Source organism: Pseudomonas sp. GM48 (assembly GCF_000282335.1).
In the GTDB taxonomy this organism is placed as follows: Bacteria; Pseudomonadota; Gammaproteobacteria; order Pseudomonadales; family Pseudomonadaceae; genus Aquipseudomonas.
In genome coordinates, this window is record NZ_AKJM01000008.1 from 25,338 (window position 1) to 45,644 (window position 20,307).

Here is a 20,307-nt window from a genome sequence, read left to right on the forward strand (position 1 = left end):
AAACATCGAGATGAGCGAATACTCCCTTTTCACCTCCGAGTCCGTGTCTGAAGGGCATCCGGACAAAATCGCCGACCAGATTTCTGATGCGGTGCTGGACGCCATCATTGCTGAAGACAAGTTCGCCCGTGTGGCGTGCGAGACTCTGGTGAAAACGGGCGTGGCAATCATCGCCGGCGAAGTCACCACCTCGGCCTGGGTTGACCTGGAGCAGATCGTTCGTGACGTGATCACCGACATCGGCTACACCAGCTCCAACGTCGGCTTCGACGGTGCGACCTGCGGCGTGATGAACATCATCGGCAAGCAGTCCCCTGACATCAACCAGGGTGTCGACCGTGCCAAGCCTGAAGATCAGGGCGCCGGCGACCAGGGCCTGATGTTCGGCTACGCCAGCAACGAAACCGACGTGCTGATGCCAGCACCGATCACCTTCTCGCACCAACTGGTGCAGCGTCAGGCCGAAGCCCGTAAATCCGGTCTGCTGCCTTGGCTGCGCCCGGATGCCAAGTCGCAGGTCACTTGCCGCTACGAAAACGGCAAGGTTGTCGGTATCGACGCCGTTGTTCTGTCGACTCAGCACAACCCGGAAGTGTCGTACAACGACCTGCGCGAAGGCGTGATGGAGCTGATCGTCAAGCACGTGCTGCCTGCCGAACTGCTGAGCAAGGACACCCAGTTCCACATCAACCCGACCGGCCAATTCATCATTGGTGGCCCGGTGGGCGACTGTGGCCTGACCGGCCGCAAGATCATCGTCGACAGCTACGGCGGCATGGCCCGTCACGGCGGTGGCGCGTTCTCCGGCAAAGATCCATCGAAGGTTGACCGTTCGGCCGCCTACGCCGGTCGTTACGTAGCCAAGAACATCGTTGCCGCCGGCCTGGCCGATCGCTGCGAGATCCAGGTTTCCTACGCCATCGGCGTTGCCCAACCGACTTCGATCTCGCTGAACACCTTCGGCACCGGCAAGATCAGCGATGACAAGATCGTCAAACTGGTCCGCGAAGTGTTCGACCTGCGTCCATACGCGATCACCACCATGCTCGACCTGCTGCACCCGATGTACCGCGAAACCGCGGCGTACGGCCACTTCGGTCGCACCCCGGCAACCAAGACTGTTGGCGAAGACACCTTCACCACCTTCACCTGGGAAAAAACCGACCGCGCCGACGCTCTGCGCGCTGCTGCCGGCCTGTAAGACTTCCCCGCAACACCCGAAGCCCCGCACGGTTCGCGCCTTGCGGGGCTTTTTATTGGGATTCACTTTACACCGCATCGCGGCCTTCGCGAGCAAGCCCGCTCCCACAGGGAAATGCGTTCCAAATGTGGGAGCGGGCTTGCTCGCGAAGAGGCCAGCACAGCCACCGGAAATACCCGGCAAAACACCCCCTCGCTGCACCGACAGATACTGACCTAGCCTTCACGCACCTCACCGAGCAAGGACGCTCAAGATGCTTCCCGACCTGCGCCTGTTTTTCGCCGCCCTACTGACCCTTGCCTGCCTGAATGCCGGTGCCACCGAGTGCCCGGACTGGCCGTCCGAACGCGCTCTGAAGGAAGTCGGCACACTGCAACAGCAGATCGACTTATGGGACGATAGCTATCACCGTCAGGGACGCTCACTGGTCGCCGATGAACTCTACGACCAGTCCCGCACACGACTCACCCAATGGCGCCACTGCTTCAACCTGAGCCCGTCCGCAGCCCCCTTGCGCACTGCACGCGGCACGTTGTCTCACCCCATCGCCCACACCGGCCTGGACAAACTGCACGATCGAACCGCCGTGGAAAAATGGCTGCGTGATCGAACGGACGTCTGGGTCCAGCCAAAAATCGATGGCGTGGCGGTGACCCTGGTTTACCGCAACGGTCTGCTGGCCCAGGCAATCAGCCGTGGCGACGGCGAGAGCGGTCAGGACTGGACGGTTCCGGCACGGCAGATTCCGGCCATCCCGCAACGGCTATCGCAGCCCCGGGACTTGCTCGTGCAGGGCGAACTGTATTGGCGCCTGAGCGATCATGTGCAAGCCCGGGCCGGCAGCCTCAACGCTCGCGCCACGGTGGCCGGCATGATGGCGCGCAAGGTCTTGAGCGCCGAGCAGGCCGCCGGCATCGATCTGTTTGTCTGGGATTGGCCACAAGGCCCGGCAAGCTTGCCCACCCGCGTCGAGACACTGACTGCGCTGGGCTTCCCGAGCACCACGGCATACAGCCAGCCAATCGGCACCATCGTCGACGCCGAACGCTGGCGCGAACACTGGTATCGCTCACCCCTGCCCTTTGCCAGCGATGGCATCGTCCTGCGCCAGACCCAGCGCCCAGCCGCCGAACGCTGGCAGGCCAAGTCACCCTACTGGGGCATCGCCTGGAAATACCCCTTTGCCCAGGCACTGGCCGAAGTCCGCCAGGTTCACTTCAGGATCGGCCGGACCGGACGGATCACTCCAGTACTTGAACTGACCCCGGTGATGCTCGATGACCGGCAGATCAGGCGCGTCAGTGTCAGCTCCCTGCAACGCTGGCAGACGCTGGACATCCGTCCGGGTGATCAGGTCGCCATCAGCCTGGCCGGGCTGACTATTCCCAGGCTCGATAGCGCCGTATTACGCAGCAGCGAACGCGCCGAATTGAACGCGCCGCAGGCAGCAGACTTTCATTCGTTGAGTTGCTGGCAGCCGACCCCGGGCTGCGAAAGCCAGTTTCTCGCGCGCCTGAGCTGGCTCAGCAGCAAACAGGGGCTGGCGCTGCCCAATGTGGGTCCGGGCACGTGGGAAAGACTTCTTGCAACAGGTCGCCTGAACGGTCTGCTGGATTGGTTGACCCTCGATGCCCAAGAGCTTGCTACCATTGACGGTTTCGGCGAGCGCAGTGCCGCTCGCCTTGCAGACAGTTTCAACCTGGCCAGGCAACGCCCGTTCGCGCACTGGCTGAAAGCCCTGGGACTGCCGCCGACAGGTCAGGCGCACCTCGGCGATGCATGGCAGGCACTGGCGCAGCGAGATATCGAACAATGGCAGGCTGAGGCCGGTATCGGGCCGGGACGCGCGGCGCAACTGAACGCTTTTTTCCGCGATCCACAGGTCCTGGCCTTGAGTGAAACGTTACGTGATGCGGGGATTGACGGCTTTTAGCTGCCAGCCCTGGGCTCACCGGGAACCCCACGGGACCGCTGGGCTCCAACAAGCCATTGCCACACCGGCCTGCTTGCCTTCTTACATGGAGCTTTTATGAAATTTCTTTCACCGCTCGCCCTGTTGGCCCTTTGCAGCGTGCTGGCCACCCCGTTGATGGCAAACGAGGAAGCGCCGGGGCTGACCGGTTGCGCCGCCAAGAAGCAAGGCATCGTCAACCAGATCGAATTGGCCAAGGTCCACGGCAATGCCGACCAGCAGGCGGGCCTGGAAAAAGCCCTGAGCGAAGTCGAAGCGAACTGCACCGACGCCTCGCTGAAGAAAGAACGGGAAAACAAGGTGCTCGATGCCAGGCACGAAGTCAGCACGCGTCAGGCGGACCTGGACAAGGCCATGAAAAAAGGCGACCCCGACAAGATCAACAAGCGCAAAGACAAACTCGCCGATGCCCGCAAGGAATTGCAGGACGCCCTGGATGAGCTGGATAAATAAGCACTGGCAACGAACATGGATCTTTGGTGCTACTAAAGCAGCCTTCGCGAGCAAGCCCGCTCCCACATTGGTTCTTCAGTGAACACAACATTTGTACCAACCGAAACTCAATGTGGGAGCGGGCTTGCTCGCGAAGACGTCAGACCGAACAACACCAATCAATGATCCCGAAACGCCTTATGACACGCACTGCAAGCATCTTCGACTTTCTGCACCGCCGGCCCCAGGTTGCTGGCCTTGTAGGGTTGAACCTGACTGGCGATCACCAATTCACCGGTGGCGCTCTCAAGGTCACGGGCCATTGTCTGAAAGCGTGCCTGTTGCTCCCAGACATCGCTCTTGGCGCTGGTGTGATCGTCCTCGCGCACTTGCGGGAAATGTTGCCACGGCTCACGGGACAGCACATCGAGTTTCACCGCGCCCTCGGCGAACTTCGGGCCATCGAACGCAATGCGCCCACGCAACATGCCACCCAGGTCTTCGCCGGTCTTGAGCATCTGCTTGAAAATGGCCTTGCGCTGACCGAGCGGCGAGTTGGGGTCGATGCCGCCACAAGCGGACAACGTCAGACAGGCCAGCAATACAACAGAAAGTCTTTTAAGAGTCATGGTGGCTTCAGGTCACGGAAACGGCGGCCAGTATCCTCGTGTCATCGGCAAAGACCAATAGCCCTATTATCAACAAGGGTTGCTTGAGCGCATGGAGCGCTCAGGCAACCGGCAAAGGAATCACTCCATGAACAGCCGTTTCAAGGCATGGCGCCACAGCCTGGCCTGGACCCTGCCGATGGTGGCCCTGCTCGCGGGCTGCACCGGTGGCGACAAGCAACAACCGAAAACCCACGCCCTGGCTACCTACTCCAGTGCCACGTGGGAAGCGCTGCCGGCGGTATCCGACAGCGACCTCGTCGCCGGTTTCGGTTCATGGCGCAGCGCCTGCACCCGACTCAAGGCCGACCCGGTCTGGGGTGGCACCTGCGCAGCCGCCGCCACGGTGCCGCAAACCGCCGGCGACATCCGTGGTTTTCTCAAGCAGAACCTCAATGTCTATGGCCTGCGCGCCGCCAACGACAACCCCAACGGCTTGATCACCGGCTACTACGAGCCGGTCTATCCCGGGAGCCTGAACCAGACTAGCGCTGCCAATGTCCCGGTGTATGGCGTCCCCGAGGACATGATCATCGTCGCCCTCGACAGCATTTACCCGGAACTCAAGGGCAAGCGCCTGCGCGGCCGGCTCGAAGGTCGCGTGCTCAAGCCCTACGACGATGCGGCAACCATCGAAAACAAAGGGGTCAAGGCGCCGGTCGTGGCCTGGCTGACCGATCCGATGAACCTGCAGTTCCTGCAGATCCAGGGCTCGGGTCGCATCCAGCTCGACAATGGTCGCCAATTGCGCATTGCCTATGCCGATCAGAATGGCCATCCGTATCGACCGATCGGCCGTTGGCTGGTTGAGCAAGGTGAGTTGAAAAAGGAAGATGTGACCATGGGTGCCATCAGCACCTGGGCCAAGGCCAATCCGTCGCGGATTCCCGAACTGCTCGGCAGCAACCCCAGCTATGTATTCTTCACCCGCAACCCGGACAGCAACGAAGGTCCGCGCGGCTCGTTGAACGTACCGCTGACCGCCGGTTACAGCGCGGCGGTGGATCGCAAGGTGATTCCGCTGGGCAGCCTGTTGTGGCTGTCCACCACCAAACCGGACGGCACAGCCCTGGTTCGCCCAGTGGCCGCGCAAGACACCGGCGGCGCAATTGCCGGCGAGGTTCGGGCGGATCTGTTCTGGGGCACCGGCGATGCGGCCGGGCAATTGGCCGGGGACATGAAACAGCAGGGGCAGATCTGGATGCTCTGGCCCAAAGGTGCTGCGTTGCCGCAAGTGCCGCAGGTGGCGGATGCGGTCAAAGCCAATCCTTGAGTCCCGCATCGCCTGACTGACCGCTTTCGCGAGCAAGCCCGCTCCCACATTTGATTTTCAGTGGACACAAAATCTGTGTTCGACGGTGATCCAGTGTGGGAGCGGGCTTGCTCGCGAAGAGGCCCGAAAAAACCCTGAAGATCTTTCAGACCGACACAACAAAGAAACTCACGATCAACCCTATCCCCACGAACCACACCAGCGACCGCAGTGTCGCCCAATCCGCCAGGTAACAAATGATGTAGAGCAGGCGGCTGGTAATAAACAGCACGGCCAGCACATTGATCGTCACCAGTTCGGCATTGCCGGCCAGGTGCGCCACGATCACCGCCGCGGCAAACGCCGGAATCACTTCAAAACTGTTCAACTGCGCCGCGTGCGCCCGCCTGCCAAAGCCTTCCAGAGAGTCGAGAAAATCCCGAGGGTCATGATTGTCTTTCAGCCTGAACCCGCCACTGATCTTGGCGATCCACGTACACACATACGGCAGGAGAATCGCGATCAAAATGCACCACAGAGCCACCGTCATTACGCCGTCCTTTTTTCAAGTTCATAGAAAATCGAATTTCATCGGAGCGATCAAAACTTCATCACCAATATGCCGATCAGTACCAGCCCGCAGGCCAGGAGCCGAGGCCGACCGAAGGGCTCTTTCAGGTAACGCATGCCAAACAGCACCACCAGAATCACACTGATCTCGCGCAATGCCGCCGCTTCGGCAATCGAACCCAGTTGCATCGCCCACAGCACCAGAGCGTAGCTGAATAACACGCAAAACCCGACCGCCAGGCCAAGCCGCCACTGCTCGCGCCAGAACAACATGAACGCGGGGCGCTTGCGCACCAACGCCAACAGCGGAAACGGCCAGGCGCTAAGCAAAGTGACCCAGACCAGGTAATCCAGTGGATGAGACCAGCGCCGCAATGCCTGCCCGTCGATGTAGGTGTAGCAACCGATGCACAGGCCGATCAACGCCACCACCGGCAACATCGACCACGGCAGGCGCGCACCGCCACCGCCCTGCCAGAGCAGGCACAACATGCCGAACGGGATCAGCAGGATGCCGAAAATCTGTTGAGGGGTCAGCACTTCCCCGGCAAAGATCAGCGTCAGCGCCAGCACCACCAACGGTGACAGGCCGCGCATCAATGGATAGACCAACCCGAGGTCGCCAACCCGATAGGCCTGGATCAGCAAATAGCGATAGAGCAACTCGAACGCCGCCGACGCCAGGATCCACGGCCAGATCTCCAGCGGCGGCACGCTCAGGAACGGCAACATCAGCGCGACAAAGAGCAGCGCCACACTGTCCATGCAGGCCACCACCAACAGCCGCTCCGCACTGAACTTGATCAGGGTATTCCACGCCGCATGCAACAGCGCCGCCACCAACACCAACGCCGTCGCAAGCACGGCCTACTCCTTTTGTTGTCTCCACGATCCCTGTAGGAGCGAGCTTGCTCGCGATGGACGTTAACGATAACGCGTGCTGCCTGGATAAACGCGTTGCCTTGACGTCTTTCGCGAGCAAGCTCGCTCCTACAGGGGCCAGGTATAGAATTGATTCGCCATATGTCAGTGGCTGTTTATACTGCAAGCGACCACGCCGCACTCAGTTGCGCACAGACCAATTCCAATAAAAATTCTGCCCGGCCCACTCTCGTCGAGAACGGTCGTCGGCCTGCGTATGCCTGATCACAGCGTCAAGACTACCGACAGAGACCTTGCGCATGCCACTCGCCTTGCTTGCCCTCGCTGTTGCCGCCTTCGGCATCGGCACCACCGAATTCGTCATCATGGGTCTGTTGCCCGACGTCGCCCGTGACCTCGGCGTGAGCATTCCCGATGCCGGATTGCTGATCACCGGCTATGCCCTGGGCGTAGTGTTCGGCGCGCCGATCCTCGCCGTCGGCACCGCCAACATGCCGCGTAAAGCCACCCTGCTGGGCATGACACTGATGTTCATCCTCGGCAACATGCTCTGCGCACTGGCGCCGAATTACGCCACGCTGATGGCCGCGCGAGTGATCACGGCACTGTGCCACGGCGCATTTTTCGGCATCGGTTCGGTGGTGGCTGCCGGGCTGGTCGCCCCCAACAAACGGGCCCAGGCAATTGCCATGATGTTCACCGGCCTGACCCTGGCCAATGTACTCGGCGTGCCATTGGGCACCGCACTCGGGCAATTCGCGGGCTGGCGCTCGACGTTCTGGGCGGTATCGGTGATCGGTGTTTTGGCCGCGATTGCGCAATGGATCTGGCTGCCGAAACACATCGCGATGGATAAGGCCAACCTGGCCAGCGAGTTCAAGGTGCTGGGCAAGGCCAGCGTATTGCTGGCCCTGGGCATGAGTGTGCTGGCCTCGACCAGCCTGTTCAGTGTGTTCACCTACATTGCGCCGATCCTGCAGGACATCACCGGCGTCAGCCCTCACGGCGTCACCCTCATGTTGCTGTTGTTCGGTGTTGGTTTGACCGCCGGCAGCATGCTCGGTGGTCGTCTGGCGGACAGTCGGCTGCTGCCTTCGCTGGTGAGCATGGCATTGGCGGTGCTGGTGGTGCTGGCGGCGTTCACGCAAACCAGTCACTCGGTGATCCCGGCTGCGATCACGCTCGTGCTGTGGGGGACGTTCGCCTTTGCACTGTGCCCGATCCTGCAGTTGCTGATCATCGATCAGGCTCATGAAGCACCGAACCTGGGTTCGACCTTGAACCAGAGCGCCTTCAACCTCGGCAACGCCGCCGGCGCATGGATTGGCGGCCTGGTGGTGGCCAGTGGCGCGGACCTGGCGGATTTACCCTGGACTGGCGCATTGGTCAGCGGGCTGACCGTGATGACCGCGTTGTTCTTCATCTATCGCCAGCGTCGTGGTGCGGCTGCACTTGGTGTGGCGGGCTGAGCATCACCTTGATTGTTTTTTGATCAACTGCGGATCGGGCGCGTCGCCCTGATCCGCCGATTTCTTCGGTGGCCCGCTTTCGCTGCGAATCTGTGCATGGCTGATCAGCGCGAAAATAAAACTGCCACCGATGATGTTCCCCGCCAGCGTCGGCCCGGCGAACACCAGCCAGAAATCCCTCCACGGCAACTCACCCGCGAACACCAGATACGACACCTCGGCCGAACCGACCACGATGTGAGTGAAATCCCCCAGCGCCATGAGGTAGGTGATGAGGATGATGATCCACATCTTGGCGCTCTCCATGGACGGAATCATCCAGACCATGGTGGCTATCATCCATCCGGAGACGATGCCCTTGGCGAACATCTGACTGGCATGGTTTTCCATGACCTTGCGGCCGATATCGAGGAAAGCGACATCGGTCTTGCTGTCGAAGATCGGCAGTTCCAGCATCACGTACGCCACCAGCAAAGTGCCACAAAGGTTGCCGATCAACACCACCGTCCACAGCCGCAGCAGCCGGCCGAAATTGGCCAGCGTCGGCTTGGTCATCACCGGCAGGACAGCGGTCAGGGTGTTTTCGGTAAACAGTTGCTGACGGGCCAGGATCACCGCGAGAAAACCGGCGCAATAACCGAAACTCGCGATCACCTTGAATCCTTCACCGTCCGGCAGACGCGAATTGAGCAATCCCATGGCCATCAGCGACAAGCCCATGGTCAACCCCGCCGCCAGCGCCGACCACCACAATGCGGCAATGCTGCGCTCCAATTCCTGATCGCCCTGGGTGCGGATGATTTCATGCAACACCGCGGCACGGGGCGGCTGGCTCTTTTCGACTTCGTGCTCTTCTTGCGCCGAAAGGTTCGGGGTCTTGCCGTCTTGTGCCGAGTTCATGATGTGCGCAACCGGTGGCGGGCTATTTAGCTACGACACGCGGGGTTCACGGCTGTTCAGTGCCCAGACAAATCTTCGGCGAATACAGAACCGCTTTCGCGAGCAAGCCCGCTCCCACATTTGAAACGCATTCCAATGTGGGAGCGGGCTTGCTCGCGAAGAAAACGACGCCGATCTTACTGAACGGCATCATCGTCCTTGAACTGGTCCTTGACGTACTTGATCTCGGTCCGCCCGTGGGGCGCCGGCAAGCCGTCTTCACCGAGGTTCACGAAGACCATTTTCTCGACCGTGAGGATGCTCTTGCGGGTGATCTTGTTGCGCACTTCGCAGGTCAGGGTGATCGAGGTGCGGCCGAACTCGGTCGCCGTGATGCCAAGTTCGATGATGTCGCCCTGGCGCGAGGCGCTGACGAAGTTGATTTCGGAAATGTACTTGGTGACCACACGCTGGTTGCCCAACTGGACGATGGCGTAGATCGCCGCCTCTTCGTCGATCCAGCGCAACAGGCTGCCGCCGAACAAAGTGCCGTTGGGATTGAGGTCTTCGGGTTTTACCCATTTGCGGGTGTGGAAATTCATATTCACTCCTGACCATCTTGCCGATTGATGCCCGGCATCATGGCAGAGCCCGGACTAGAGCTCTATCAAGCTTTGACTATGGTCTCGATTACCGTTCGGACATTGACTGACAGAAACGCTTTGGAAGATCAGCATAGCCCGCTATAATCGCCCCCGTTTCAAAACGGTCATCATCACTTGATACCGTTTTCCCGCCACCTGTCCGAGGGGCGCTGCAGCAGGCTAGACCTGTCAGGCTCGGATGGGGCGTTGCCTGGCCTTAAGCCAGACACTAAACGCACAACGGCGCCCATTCGCATACATTACGAATGGAGGCTCTTCATGAGCGCTGTTATCACGCCTGCAGATTTTACCGATTACAAAGTCGCCGACATGTCCCTGGCTGCCTGGGGCCGTCGCGAAACCATCATCGCCGAATCCGAAATGCCGGCCCTGATGGGTCTGCGCCGCAAGTATTCCGTTGAGCAACCGCTCAAGGGCGCGAAGATCCTCGGCTGCATCCACATGACCATTCAGACTGCCGTGCTGATCGAAACCCTGGTTGCCCTGGGTGCCGAAGTGCGCTGGTCGTCCTGCAACATTTTCTCGACTCAGGATCAGGCCGCCGCGTCCATCGCTGCTGCCGGCATCCCGGTTTTCGCCTGGAAAGGTGAAACCGAACAAGAGTACGAGTGGTGCCTGGAGCAAACCATCCTCAAGGATGGCCAGCCATGGGACGCCAACATGATCCTCGACGACGGCGGCGACCTGACCGAGCTGCTGCACAAGAAGTACCCACAGGTTCTGGACCGCGTCCACGGCGTGACCGAAGAAACCACCACCGGCGTTCACCGCCTGCTGGACATGCTGGCCAAGGGCGAGCTGAAAATCCCGGCCATCAACGTCAACGACTCGGTGACCAAGAGCAAGAACGACAACAAGTACGGCTGCCGTCACAGCCTGAACGATGCGATCAAGCGCGGCACCGACCACCTGCTGTCCGGCAAGCAAGCGCTGGTCATCGGCTACGGCGACGTGGGCAAGGGTTCCGCTCAGTCCCTGCGTCAGGAAGGCATGATCGTCAAGGTTTCCGAAGTCGACCCGATCTGCGCCATGCAAGCCTGCATGGACGGTTTCGAAGTGGTTTCGCCGTTCATCGACGGTATCAATAACGGTACTGAAGCCAGCATCGACAAGGCCCTGCTGGGCAAGATCGACCTGATCGTGACCACCACCGGCAACGTCAATGTTTGCGACTCGAACATGCTCAAAGCCCTGAAGAAGCGCGCTGTTGTCTGCAACATCGGCCACTTCGACAACGAAATCGACACCGCTTTCATGCGCAAGAACTGGGCATGGGAAGAGGTGAAGCCGCAGGTGCACAAGATCCACCGTACCGGCGCTGGCGATTTCGACCCGCATAACGACGACTACCTGATCCTGCTGGCCGAAGGCCGCCTGGTTAACCTGGGTAACGCAACCGGCCACCCGAGCCGCATCATGGACGGTTCGTTCGCCAACCAGGTTCTGGCGCAGATCTTCCTGTTCGGCCAGAAGTACGCCGACCTGTCGCCAGCCCAGAAAGCCGAGCGCCTGACCGTTGAAGTGCTGCCGAAGAAACTCGACGAAGAAGTGGCCCTGGAAATGGTCCGTGGCTTCGGCGGCGTTGTGACTCAACTGACCAAGACCCAGGCCGACTACATCGGCGTGACCGTCGAAGGTCCGTTCAAGCCGCACGCTTACCGCTACTGATCGGTTCTGCTGCCTGCTCTCCCTGTGGGAGCGGGCTTGCTCGCGAAAGCGGTTTATCATTCAACATTAATGTCGACTGACCCAGCGCTTTCGCGGGCAAGCCCGCTCCCACATGGGATGTGCAAGCCTCACAGGCTTACGCGTTTTCAAGGGTATTCCCATGTCCCAAGATCGTCGCTACAGCTTCGAGTTCTTCCCTACGAAGACCGATGCTGGGCAAGAAAAGCTGCTCGCCACTGCTCGCCAGCTGGCCAGCTACAACCCCGACTTCTTCTCCTGCACCTACGGCGCCGGCGGCTCGACCCGTGATCGCACGCTGAACACCGTGTTGCAGCTCGAAAGCGAAGTCAAAATCCCTGCCGCCCCTCACCTGTCCTGTGTGGGTGATAGCAAAGCTGACCTGCGCGGCCTGCTGGCCCAGTACAAGGCCGCCGGCATCAAGCGTATCGTTGCCCTGCGCGGTGACCTGCCTTCGGGCATGGGCATGGCCAGTGGTGAAATGCGCCACGCCAATGACCTGGTTGAATTCATTCGTGAAGAAACCGGCGATCATTTCCACATCGAAGTTGCCGCCTACCCGGAAATGCATCCGCAAGCACGCAACTTCGAAGACGATGTCGCCAATTTCGTACGTAAAGCCAACGCTGGCGCCGACAGCGCGATCACCCAGTACTTCTTCAACGCCGACTGCTACTTCTACTTCGTGGAGCGCGTGCGGGCATTGGGTGTGAACATCCCGATCGTGCCGGGCATCATGCCGATCACCAACTACAGCAAACTGGCGCGCTTCTCCGATGCCTGCGGTGCGGAAATCCCGCGCTGGATCCGCAAGCAACTGGAAGCCTACGGCGACGACACCCAGAGCATTCAGCGCTTTGGCGAACAGGTCATCACCGAGATGTGCGAACAACTGCTGCAGGGTGGCGCTCCAGGGCTGCACTTCTACACGCTGAACCAGGCTGAAGCGAGCCTGGCGGTGTGGAAAAACCTGAAGCTGCCGCGTTAAAAGTCGTTAAAGCAAGAACAAAAGATCGCAGCCTGCGGCAGCTCCTACAGAGAAATGTGTATTCCCTGTAGGAGCTGCCGCGGGCTGCGATCTTTTGCTTTCGTGCACTGTTAATGTGCGGCAACCCACGGAGTTAGAGCATCTGCGGTCAGTTTCTGGCTCTTTCCGGTTTCTCGTCGTAATCTCAAGCCATGCCTTTGATCACGCAATTAATCGCCGTGCTTGTCTTCACTTGCCTGAGCTTCGCCGCCCGGGGCGAGAGGCTGCGTATTGTCACGGAGCCGTGGGCACCTTACGTATACGAAGACAACGGCAAATCACTGGGCCTGGACTACGAAACCACCGCGATTGTCTTCAAACGCCTGGGCATCGAAGTGGAATGGCAGTTCCTGCCCTGGAAACGCTGCCTGTCGATGCTTGAATCGGGTCAGGCCGATGGCGCGCTGGACATCTTTCACAGCGACGAGCGTGATGCGACCCTGCTCTACCCCAGCGAACCCCTGTCTGAAGTCCAGTTCGTAATGTTCTACGCCAATGCCCGGCCCCATCCCTTTCGCACCCTCGATGAATTGCGCGGCCTGACCGTCGGCACCTCTCCGGGTTATCTGTACAGCAAGGATTTCAGCGATTCGACGCTGTTCACCCGCGAGCCCGCCCCCACCCATGAAGCCAACTTCGGCAAACTGGTACGCGGGCGGATTGACCTGCTGATTACCGACCGCCGGGTCGGCCAGCATTTGCTCGACGAACTGGGCATCCGCGACAAGATCACTGAAAACCCCACGATCATCAGCCAGCAAAGCCAGTTTCTCGCGGTACGGCGCAATGCAGGCATGGATTTGCTGGTGCAGCGTTTCGGCGCCGAACTCAAGCGTTTCAAGCGCGAGCCCGCCTACGCTGAACTGAGCGCCCGCTACGGCGCGGAACCGGCCGCCAGCATGAAGGCTGAAAAGACTGCGGCGACCTCGGAAAAAACCGTTGAGCAGCATGAAAGCAGCGCACAGTGATTGCTCTGTTATACTCCGGCCTTCCCGCCAGGCTCACGCCCGGACGCTCGGAATCGTTTAAGGCATCTCGACCCCGCTACTGCGCAGCTTTCAGCCCGCGCGAGCGCTTGCAGACGAGCCTTCGAGACCCAGCAGGACCGGACGGGATAGCGTCTCCTTAAACGCCATTCGCGCCAGGCAAGACTCCCATTGGGCCAAGCCCTAACTAAAACAGGATTTCTCATGTCCTTTGCTTCCCTCGGTCTCTCCGAGGCTTTAGTCCGCGCCATCGAGGCGGCGGGCTATACCGAGCCTACTCCGGTGCAACAGCGGGCCATTCCCGCCGTGTTGCAAGGTCGCGACCTGATGGTCGCGGCACAGACAGGTACTGGTAAAACCGGCGGTTTCGCCCTTCCGATCCTGGAGCGGTTGTTCCCTAACGGTCACCCGGACAAATCCCAGCGTCACGGCCCGCGTCAGCCGCGCGTGCTGGTCCTGACCCCGACCCGCGAACTCGCCGCGCAAGTGCATGAAAGCTTCAAGGTCTATGCCCGCGACCTGAAGTTCGTCAGCGCCTGCATCTTCGGCGGTGTCGGCATGAACCCTCAGGTTCAGGCCATGTCCCGTGGCGTGGACGTGCTGGTGGCCTGCCCTGGCCGCTTGCTCGACCTCGCCGGCCAAGGCAGCGTCGACCTGTCCCACGTGGAAATCCTCGTGCTGGACGAAGCCGACCGTATGCTCGACATGGGCTTCGTCCATGACGTGAAGAAAGTCCTGGCGCGTCTGCCGGCCAAACGGCAGAACCTGCTGTTCTCGGCGACCTTCTCCAAAGACATCACCGACCTCGCCGGCAAGCTGCTGCACAACCCGGAACGCATCGAAGTCACGCCGCCGAACACCACGGTCGAGCGTATCGAACAGCGCGTGTTCCGCCTGGCCGCCAGCCACAAGCGCTCCCTGCTGGCGCACCTGATCACCGCCGGCGCGTGGGAACAGGTGCTGGTGTTCACCCGCACCAAGCACGGCGCCAACCGTCTGGCCGAGTACCTGGACAAACACGGCCTGAGCGCCGTCGCCATCCACGGCAACAAGAGCCAGAACGCCCGCACCAAAGCCCTGGCCGATTTCAAGGCCGGTACTGTGCGCATCCTGGTCGCCACCGACATCGCCGCTCGCGGCCTGGACATCGACCAGTTGCCCCACGTGGTCAACTTCGAACTGCCAAACGTCGATGAAGATTACGTGCACCGTATCGGTCGTACCGGCCGTGCCGGTCGTTCGGGCGAGGCGATTTCGCTGGTAGCCCCGGACGAAGAAAAACTGCTGAAAAGCATCGAACGCATGACCAAACAGAAAATCGCCGACGGCGACCTGATGGGCTTCGATGCGAGCGCCGTGGAAGCCGAGAAACCTGAAGTGCGCGAGCGTCCGGACATGCGTAACCCACGCAATCCACGTGGCCCGCGCGGCGACGGTCCGAACGGCAGCGGTGGCGGTCGCAAGGACAAAGGCAAGGACAAGGGCAAGGAAAAACCGGCGGGTGAGCGCGGTGAGCGCGGTGAGCGTCCGGCCCGTCAGCAAAAACCTCGCGAAGGTACCCCGGCCCGCGAACAGCGTCAGCCAAGCCAGGCACCACGCGCAGCCGCTGATCGTGCCCCGGACGAGTTCCTGGACGACGATATCGATAACTTCGGTAACCGCGTCGACTACGTGCCGCAGCAGAAGCCGGCTCAAGGCCGTGGTCGCCGTCCGGGCGCTCCGGCACAAGGCACTGCGGCAGGTTCGGGCGCTCCCCGTTCCGGCAAACCACAAGGTCGCCAGAACGGTCCGCGCAACAGCGACGGCGCCACCACCGGCACTCCACCGGCCAAGCGCAACGGCCCACGCAGTGGCGCACCGCGCGACGGCCAGGCCCGCCGCGAAGACTCGCGCAATCGCCGCCCGGCCCGTGACGATCAACCTCGTTCGGAACCGGCCGTGCAGAACCCGCGTGGCCCGGCACCGAAGATCATGCACAAGGAGTCCAAGGCAGACCGCTTCCCGACACCTGAGCAACTGGATCAACTGCCAAGCCGCCCTCGTGGTGAGAAACCAGCGTTGCTGACCCGCAATCGCTGAGTTATCGCCACAATAAAAAATGCCCCGAACTGAAAGGTCCGGGGCATTTTTTTGATCAGTACAAAACCCTGTGGGAGCGGGCTTGCTCGCGAAAGCGGTAGTACATTCAGCATCTAAGGTAACTGACCCACCGTATTCGCGAGCAAGCCCGCTCCCACAATGGGTTTGTGTTCGGCAATAAAAAACGCCCCGGACCTTTCGATCAGGGGCGTTTTTTATGTTGGCGCGAAAGTTACTTCGCTTTGATACCTTCAAAACTGACGTACAGATCGACGGCGTCAGACTGTGGACCCAGGTCCATCATCTTGCCGAAATCGGAACGCTTGATGCTGGTAGTGCCCTCGAAGCCTGCACGGTAGCCGCCCCATGGATCCTTGCCTTCACCCAGGAAAGTGGCCTTGATCACGACTGGCTTGGTTACGCCAGCAATCGTCAGGTCGCCGGTCACGTCGGCCGTGTCTTTGCCAGCAGCGTTTTTACCGGTGGCTTTAACGCCGGTGGACACGAACGTGGCCTTGGGGAAATCAGCCACTTTCAGGAAGTCTTTGCTGGAGATGTGCTTGTCACGTTCAGCGTTGTTGGTGAAGACGCTGGCGGGGTTCACGTTGAACTCGATCTTGCTGTCTTCAGGCTTGGCAGCGTCGAAGCTGAACTTGCCGTCCATGGTCTTGAAGGTACCGGTGATGTAGCTGTAGCCCAGGTGGCTGATCTTGAAGTTGACGAAGGCGTGCTGGCCTGTTGTGTCTACAACGTAGTCCGCAGCCATCACATTAGCGGACAGCAGGGCCGAACCGATTGCCAGGGCGGCGAGAGTCTTTTTCAACATGCTTTGTTTTCCTTGGGAGTCGAGGTTGAACTTCAGGCTTTGCGACCCAGCATTCGCTTGAGGGTCACATCACGGTCGATAAAGTGGTGCTTCAATGCTGCCAACGCATGGAGTACGGAAAAAATTACCAGCACCCACGCCAGGTAGAGGTGAATCGCACCGGCGTTATCTGCCTGGTCCGGTAGTCCGGAAATCAGGGCAGGCACTTCAAACCAGTCAAACACCGGAATCCCGGCACCTTCTGCGGTGGAAATCAGGTAACCGGCAATCATCACAGCGAACAGACAGAGATACAAAAAGGCATGGCCGAACTTGGCGCCCAGACGCGTCATGCGGCTGTAGCTGGGCAAAGTAGGTGGCGGTGGGCTGATGAAACGCCACAACACCCTCAGCACCATGACGCCCAGCAAGATCAAACCAATGCTCTTGTGCAGATCCGGCCCGGTCTTGCGCCATGGGTCGTAATAGCCGAGGCCGACCATCCACAGCCCGAGGGCGAATAAACCGAATACGGCCAGTGCCACGCCCCAGTGCATGAAGATGCTGACCCAGCCGTAGCGGGAGGTAGAGTTACGTAGCTGCATTGCCTAGATCCCTGTAAGTGCTGGCCCAAGACTATCGAGTTATCCATCGAATTAAAGCCGAAAATTTCGCTTTGAAATATCGAGAAATACGATCAAGAGTCTGAAATAGGCGAGTTAAGAAAAGATTAAAGGCCAATGTGTATACAAAAATGTAGCCCAACTCAATAACACTTCCTGCAGATGGTTTATTCGATTGTGAATGCGGATTTCTCCAGGCATAAAAAAACGCGGCATTTACGCCGCGTTTTTTTTGTCCCAGGGCTTATTACGCCTTGGTATCCGTTGCCGGGGTCGCTGCGGGTTTGGCCGCTGGTTTCTTCACCGGCTCGGCTTTCTTGGCCGGTGTCTTGGCCGGGGCTTTTTTCGCTTCGGTCTTGGCTGCCGGTTTCGCCGGGGCTTTGGCCGGAGCCTTCTTGGCTGGCTCGGCTTTTACCGGTGCCGCAGGCTTCGGTGCTTCCACCGGTGCCGGCGCGGCGGCCGGGGCTGGCGCCGGAGCAGGCGGTGCAACAGGCTCAGGTGCCTTGACCGGTTCCGGCTTCTTCTCGTCATCCGAGCCGCCGAACAGGTTGCTGAAGAAGTTGCCCTTCTTCGCCACCACCGCGCCAGCACCCGCCGCTGCAGCAGCTGCCGGAACCACTTTCGCCGGTTCAAACGACTTGCCGGCCGCCAGGTCTTCAACCTGGCTGGCTGCACGCTGACCGGTACGCAATGCACCTTCCAGGGTGCCCGGATACAGGGTGTCAGTGTGTTCGCCGGCGAAGGTTACACGCTGGACCGGACGTTCCCACAGGCGCCAGAATTTGCTGATCTGGCCCGGACCGAAGGCCAGGTAGGCACCGCCAGTCGACGGGTCGGTGCTGTAGCGACGGATTTCATAACCGGTGAACGAACCGCGTGCCTGTGGATAGAACGTGTGCAGGCGGATCAACACCTGATCGACCATCTGCTTGTCGCCGAACGCCTGCATCACCCGCGCGTTGTCGCCGGACAGGTTGATCACCACGTTGGCACCGCCCTTCAGGGCAGGCTCGATCCACAACATACCCAGGCCGGTGTTGCTGTAGACCTCGCCGGACATGCGCGCCTTGCTTTCCCACACCGGCGTCTTGAACTTCAGCATGATCTGGTCACGCCAGCCGTAGTTGGTGCCTTTGATCGCCGCCAGGTGCTGGGCGTCCAGCGCCGGGGTCATCTGAATCTTGTTCAGGGCGCGCAAGGGTACGGCCAGCACCACGTAGTCAGCCTGATAGCTGACGCTGTCGACTTTGACGGTCACGCCGTCCTTGTCCTGAATGATCGCCGAGACCGGGGAACTGGTCTTGATGGTCTTCAGTTGTTTGACGAAAGCCTGCGCCAGCACCGGGCTGCCACCGACCAGACGCGAAGCACGCAGGTCACGATCGGAAACGCCACGGTAAACGCGGCTCTGCTGCGCGTAATACAGCAGCGACAAGCGCGAAGGCTCGTCGTAGCGGGTACGGATCTGCTGGTTGATCAGCTGGCGCGCGGTGGCCGGCAGGTTCTGCTTGTCGAGCCAGCTCGACACGTTGACCTGATCCAGCGCGTGCAAGGTGTTGTTGGCGGCCGGGTTCTGCGGGTCATCGATCGAACGCGCCAGGTCGTCGAGGGTTTTCTCGTAACGCTTGAGCGCTTCGGCAGTGGCCGGCTCCTTGGTGGCAAGATCGGCAGCGCTGTAATACACGCCGTCGATCAGGTAGCCAGGGGTGCGCACGAATTCAGGCGCCGGCGTGGTGCTCAGCTTGAAGTTCGAAACGTACTTGTTCAGCACCGGTTGGGTCTTGTCGTTGCCGATCCACTCGCTGGTGGCCATGCCGGAACGACCGCCCAGGCTCGACTTGGCTTCCAGCAGGGTGACCTGCCAGCCCTTGTTCTGCAGCTCGTACGCGGCAGTCAGGCCCGACAGGCCGCCGCCAACCACGATCGCGGTTTTATCCTTGGCCAGCGCAGACACGCTGAACAGCCCCAACATCACCAGCGCACAGGCGCGCAGCCAACCGACAGACATTCAGCGAACTCCGGAATTACACGAGGAAAACAGCAGTTTTTGCGAGCCAGACGGCCCAAGAGCCGCGAAGGATACGTTAGCCTTCAGACGCCCGCCAGCAACGTCTATCGGCCTGGACAAAGTAGCTCATTCGACACAATGGGTTGTTCCCGTGACACGCATTGCATAGGCTTGCGCGATTGTTTGTCCGCGCGTCTCACGGACCGCCTCCAGGAGAGTGAAAATGGGCCTGAATAATCAGTGGATGCAACGCGATCTCGCCGTGTTGTGGCATCCCTGCACCCAGATGAAAGATCACGAACAACTGCCGCTGATCCCGATCAAGCGCGGTGAAGGCGTGTGGCTGGAAGACTTCGAGGGCAAACGCTACCTCGATGCGGTCAGTTCCTGGTGGGTCAATGTATTCGGGCACGCCAACCCGCGGATCAACCAGCGCATCAAGGACCAGGTCGATCAGCTCGAACATGTGATCCTTGCCGGCTTCAGCCATCAACCGGTGATCGAACTGTCCGAACGTCTGGTGAAGATGACGCCGGAAGGCCTGACCCGGTGTTTCTATGCCGATAACGGCTCATCCTGCATCGAAGTCGCGCTGAAAATGAGCTTTCACTACTGGCTCAATCGCGGTCAGACGAACAAGAAACGCTTCGTCACCCTGACCAACAGCTACCACGGCGAAACCATGGCGGCGATGTCGGTGGGCGACGTGCCGCTGTTCACCGAGACCTACAAAGCGCTGTTGATGGACACCATCAAGGTGCCGAGCCCGGACTGCTACCTGCGTCCCGAGGGCATGAGCTGGGAAGAGCATTCGCGCAACATGTTTGCAGCCATGGAACAGACCCTGGCCGAGAACCATGACAGCGTCGCCGCCGTGATTGTCGAGCCGCTGATCCAGGGTGCTGGCGGCATGCGCATGTATCACCCGGTGTACCTCAAGTTGCTGCGTGAAGCCTGCGACCGCTACGGCGTGCACCTGATCCACGACGAAATCGCCGTCGGCTTCGGCCGCACCGGGACGATGTTCGCCTGCGAACAGGCCGGTATCCGCCCGGACTTCCTGTGCCTGTCCAAAGCCCTGACCGGCGGTTACCTGCCGTTGG

The 20,307-nt window shown here is 60.3% G+C and carries 18 protein-coding genes and 1 riboswitch; of the genes, 10 read left to right on the forward strand and 8 right to left on the reverse strand.

Annotated features, from left to right (window positions below; translation table 11 throughout):
• Positions 1-10 precede the first annotated feature (10 nt).
• The 3 genes from metK to PMI28_RS27075 all read left to right on the forward strand — a co-directional run bounded on the left by metK (position 11) and on the right by PMI28_RS27075 (position 3,626).
• Positions 11-1,201 (forward strand): methionine adenosyltransferase, encoded by a 1,191-nt coding sequence (metK, locus tag PMI28_RS27085; RefSeq protein ID WP_007981638.1) that lies wholly within the window; start codon positions 11-13, stop codon positions 1,199-1,201.
• A 253-nt stretch (positions 1,202-1,454) separates the two neighbouring features.
• Positions 1,455-3,134, forward strand: coding sequence for an NAD-dependent DNA ligase LigB (gene ligB / locus PMI28_RS27080; RefSeq protein ID WP_007981640.1), 1,680 nt, complete (start codon positions 1,455-1,457; stop codon positions 3,132-3,134).
• Positions 3,135-3,230: 96 nt separating this feature from the next.
• Positions 3,231-3,626, forward strand: a complete 396-nt coding sequence (locus PMI28_RS27075; protein ID WP_007981641.1) for a DUF1090 domain-containing protein — start codon at positions 3,231-3,233, stop codon at positions 3,624-3,626.
• A gap of 158 nt (positions 3,627-3,784) precedes the next feature.
• Here the strand turns inward: PMI28_RS27075 and PMI28_RS27070 are convergent, their stop codons facing one another.
• The gene (locus PMI28_RS27070) at positions 3,785-4,234 is read right to left on the reverse strand and encodes a c-type cytochrome (RefSeq protein WP_007981644.1); all 450 of its coding nucleotides are present in this window, start codon (positions 4,232-4,234) and stop codon (positions 3,785-3,787) included.
• A 127-nt stretch (positions 4,235-4,361) separates the two neighbouring features.
• Between PMI28_RS27070 and mltA the strand changes: the two genes are divergently transcribed.
• Positions 4,362-5,546, forward strand: coding sequence for a murein transglycosylase A (mltA, locus tag PMI28_RS27065; RefSeq protein ID WP_007981645.1), 1,185 nt, complete (start codon positions 4,362-4,364; stop codon positions 5,544-5,546).
• Positions 5,547-5,691: 145 nt separating this feature from the next.
• On the opposite strand, the gene PMI28_RS27060 is transcribed toward mltA, so the two are convergent.
• Both PMI28_RS27060 and PMI28_RS27055 read right to left on the reverse strand, forming a co-directional pair.
• Complete coding sequence (locus PMI28_RS27060) at positions 5,692-6,075, reverse strand: MAPEG family protein (protein ID WP_007981647.1); 384 nt, start codon at positions 6,073-6,075, stop codon at positions 5,692-5,694.
• Between the two features lie 50 nt (positions 6,076-6,125).
• Positions 6,126-6,959, reverse strand: coding sequence for an EamA family transporter (locus tag PMI28_RS27055; RefSeq protein WP_007981649.1), 834 nt, complete (start codon positions 6,957-6,959; stop codon positions 6,126-6,128).
• Positions 6,960-7,276: 317 nt separating this feature from the next.
• On the opposite strand from PMI28_RS27055, the gene PMI28_RS27050 reads away from it, so the two are divergent.
• Complete coding sequence (locus PMI28_RS27050) at positions 7,277-8,446, forward strand: MFS transporter (protein WP_007981651.1); 1,170 nt, start codon at positions 7,277-7,279, stop codon at positions 8,444-8,446.
• 3 nt (positions 8,447-8,449) lie between these two features.
• Here the strand turns inward: PMI28_RS27050 and PMI28_RS27045 are convergent, their stop codons facing one another.
• Together PMI28_RS27045 and PMI28_RS27040 are read right to left on the reverse strand one after the other, a co-directional pair.
• A complete protein-coding gene (locus tag PMI28_RS27045; protein ID WP_007981653.1) occupies positions 8,450-9,346 on the reverse strand; it encodes a formate/nitrite transporter family protein in 897 nt (298 codons plus the stop codon).
• Positions 9,347-9,522: 176 nt separating this feature from the next.
• Positions 9,523-9,927, reverse strand: coding sequence for an acyl-CoA thioesterase (locus tag PMI28_RS27040; RefSeq protein ID WP_007981658.1), 405 nt, complete (start codon positions 9,925-9,927; stop codon positions 9,523-9,525).
• 198 nt (positions 9,928-10,125) lie between these two features.
• Positions 10,126-10,225: riboswitch (S-adenosyl-L-homocysteine riboswitch) on the forward strand.
• A gap of 23 nt (positions 10,226-10,248) precedes the next feature.
• On the opposite strand from PMI28_RS27040, the gene ahcY reads away from it, so the two are divergent.
• The 4 genes from ahcY to PMI28_RS27020 all read left to right on the forward strand — a co-directional run bounded on the left by ahcY (position 10,249) and on the right by PMI28_RS27020 (position 15,768).
• A complete protein-coding gene (gene ahcY, locus PMI28_RS27035; RefSeq protein ID WP_007981660.1) occupies positions 10,249-11,658 on the forward strand; it encodes an adenosylhomocysteinase in 1,410 nt (469 codons plus the stop codon).
• A gap of 160 nt (positions 11,659-11,818) precedes the next feature.
• Positions 11,819-12,664 carry a methylenetetrahydrofolate reductase [NAD(P)H] gene (metF, locus tag PMI28_RS27030; protein WP_007981661.1) on the forward strand — a complete coding sequence of 282 codons (846 nt, stop codon included), beginning with the start codon at positions 11,819-11,821 and terminating at the stop codon, positions 12,662-12,664.
• 191 nt (positions 12,665-12,855) lie between these two features.
• Positions 12,856-13,671 carry a substrate-binding periplasmic protein gene (locus PMI28_RS27025; RefSeq protein ID WP_007981664.1) on the forward strand — a complete coding sequence of 272 codons (816 nt, stop codon included), beginning with the start codon at positions 12,856-12,858 and terminating at the stop codon, positions 13,669-13,671.
• A 222-nt stretch (positions 13,672-13,893) separates the two neighbouring features.
• On the forward strand, positions 13,894-15,768 hold the full coding sequence (locus PMI28_RS27020) for a DEAD/DEAH box helicase (protein WP_007981666.1): 1,875 nt from the start codon (positions 13,894-13,896) through the stop codon (positions 15,766-15,768).
• Positions 15,769-16,000: 232 nt separating this feature from the next.
• Here PMI28_RS27020 and PMI28_RS27015 read toward each other — a convergent pair whose 3' ends face one another.
• The 3 genes from PMI28_RS27015 to PMI28_RS27005 all read right to left on the reverse strand — a co-directional run bounded on the left by PMI28_RS27015 (position 16,001) and on the right by PMI28_RS27005 (position 19,204).
• Positions 16,001-16,594 carry a YceI family protein gene (locus PMI28_RS27015; protein WP_007981668.1) on the reverse strand — a complete coding sequence of 198 codons (594 nt, stop codon included), beginning with the start codon at positions 16,592-16,594 and terminating at the stop codon, positions 16,001-16,003.
• A 32-nt stretch (positions 16,595-16,626) separates the two neighbouring features.
• Positions 16,627-17,178 carry a cytochrome b gene (locus PMI28_RS27010; protein ID WP_007981670.1) on the reverse strand — a complete coding sequence of 184 codons (552 nt, stop codon included), beginning with the start codon at positions 17,176-17,178 and terminating at the stop codon, positions 16,627-16,629.
• A gap of 265 nt (positions 17,179-17,443) precedes the next feature.
• A complete protein-coding gene (locus tag PMI28_RS27005) occupies positions 17,444-19,204 on the reverse strand; it encodes a flavin monoamine oxidase family protein (protein WP_007981672.1) in 1,761 nt (586 codons plus the stop codon).
• A gap of 223 nt (positions 19,205-19,427) precedes the next feature.
• Between PMI28_RS27005 and bioA the strand changes: the two genes are divergently transcribed.
• Positions 19,428-20,307 (forward strand): adenosylmethionine--8-amino-7-oxononanoate transaminase (bioA, locus tag PMI28_RS27000; RefSeq protein WP_007981674.1); only part of this gene is annotated, 880 nt, incomplete at its 3' end.

Excerpts from the sequence above, each read along its gene's own strand:
- metK (WP_007981638.1), top strand. The coding sequence starts at position 11 with ATGAGCGAATACTCCCTTTTCACCTCCGAGTCCGTGTCTGAAGGGCAT.
- ligB (WP_007981640.1), top strand. The coding sequence starts at position 1,455 with ATGCTTCCCGACCTGCGCCTGTTTTTCGCCGCCCTACTGACCCTTGCC.
- PMI28_RS27075 (WP_007981641.1), top strand. The coding sequence starts at position 3,231 with ATGAAATTTCTTTCACCGCTCGCCCTGTTGGCCCTTTGCAGCGTGCTG.
- PMI28_RS27070 (WP_007981644.1), bottom strand. The coding sequence starts at position 4,234 with ATGACTCTTAAAAGACTTTCTGTTGTATTGCTGGCCTGTCTGACGTTG.
- mltA (WP_007981645.1), top strand. The coding sequence starts at position 4,362 with ATGAACAGCCGTTTCAAGGCATGGCGCCACAGCCTGGCCTGGACCCTG.
- PMI28_RS27060 (WP_007981647.1), bottom strand. The coding sequence starts at position 6,075 with ATGACGGTGGCTCTGTGGTGCATTTTGATCGCGATTCTCCTGCCGTAT.
- PMI28_RS27050 (WP_007981651.1), top strand. The coding sequence starts at position 7,277 with ATGCCACTCGCCTTGCTTGCCCTCGCTGTTGCCGCCTTCGGCATCGGC.
- PMI28_RS27045 (WP_007981653.1), bottom strand. The coding sequence starts at position 9,346 with ATGAACTCGGCACAAGACGGCAAGACCCCGAACCTTTCGGCGCAAGAA.
- PMI28_RS27040 (WP_007981658.1), bottom strand. The coding sequence starts at position 9,927 with ATGAATTTCCACACCCGCAAATGGGTAAAACCCGAAGACCTCAATCCC.
- ahcY (WP_007981660.1), top strand. The coding sequence starts at position 10,249 with ATGAGCGCTGTTATCACGCCTGCAGATTTTACCGATTACAAAGTCGCC.
- metF (WP_007981661.1), top strand. The coding sequence starts at position 11,819 with ATGTCCCAAGATCGTCGCTACAGCTTCGAGTTCTTCCCTACGAAGACC.
- PMI28_RS27025 (WP_007981664.1), top strand. The coding sequence starts at position 12,856 with ATGCCTTTGATCACGCAATTAATCGCCGTGCTTGTCTTCACTTGCCTG.
- PMI28_RS27020 (WP_007981666.1), top strand. The coding sequence starts at position 13,894 with ATGTCCTTTGCTTCCCTCGGTCTCTCCGAGGCTTTAGTCCGCGCCATC.
- PMI28_RS27015 (WP_007981668.1), bottom strand. The coding sequence starts at position 16,594 with ATGTTGAAAAAGACTCTCGCCGCCCTGGCAATCGGTTCGGCCCTGCTG.
- PMI28_RS27010 (WP_007981670.1), bottom strand. The coding sequence starts at position 17,178 with ATGCAGCTACGTAACTCTACCTCCCGCTACGGCTGGGTCAGCATCTTC.
- PMI28_RS27005 (WP_007981672.1), bottom strand. The coding sequence starts at position 19,204 with ATGTCTGTCGGTTGGCTGCGCGCCTGTGCGCTGGTGATGTTGGGGCTG.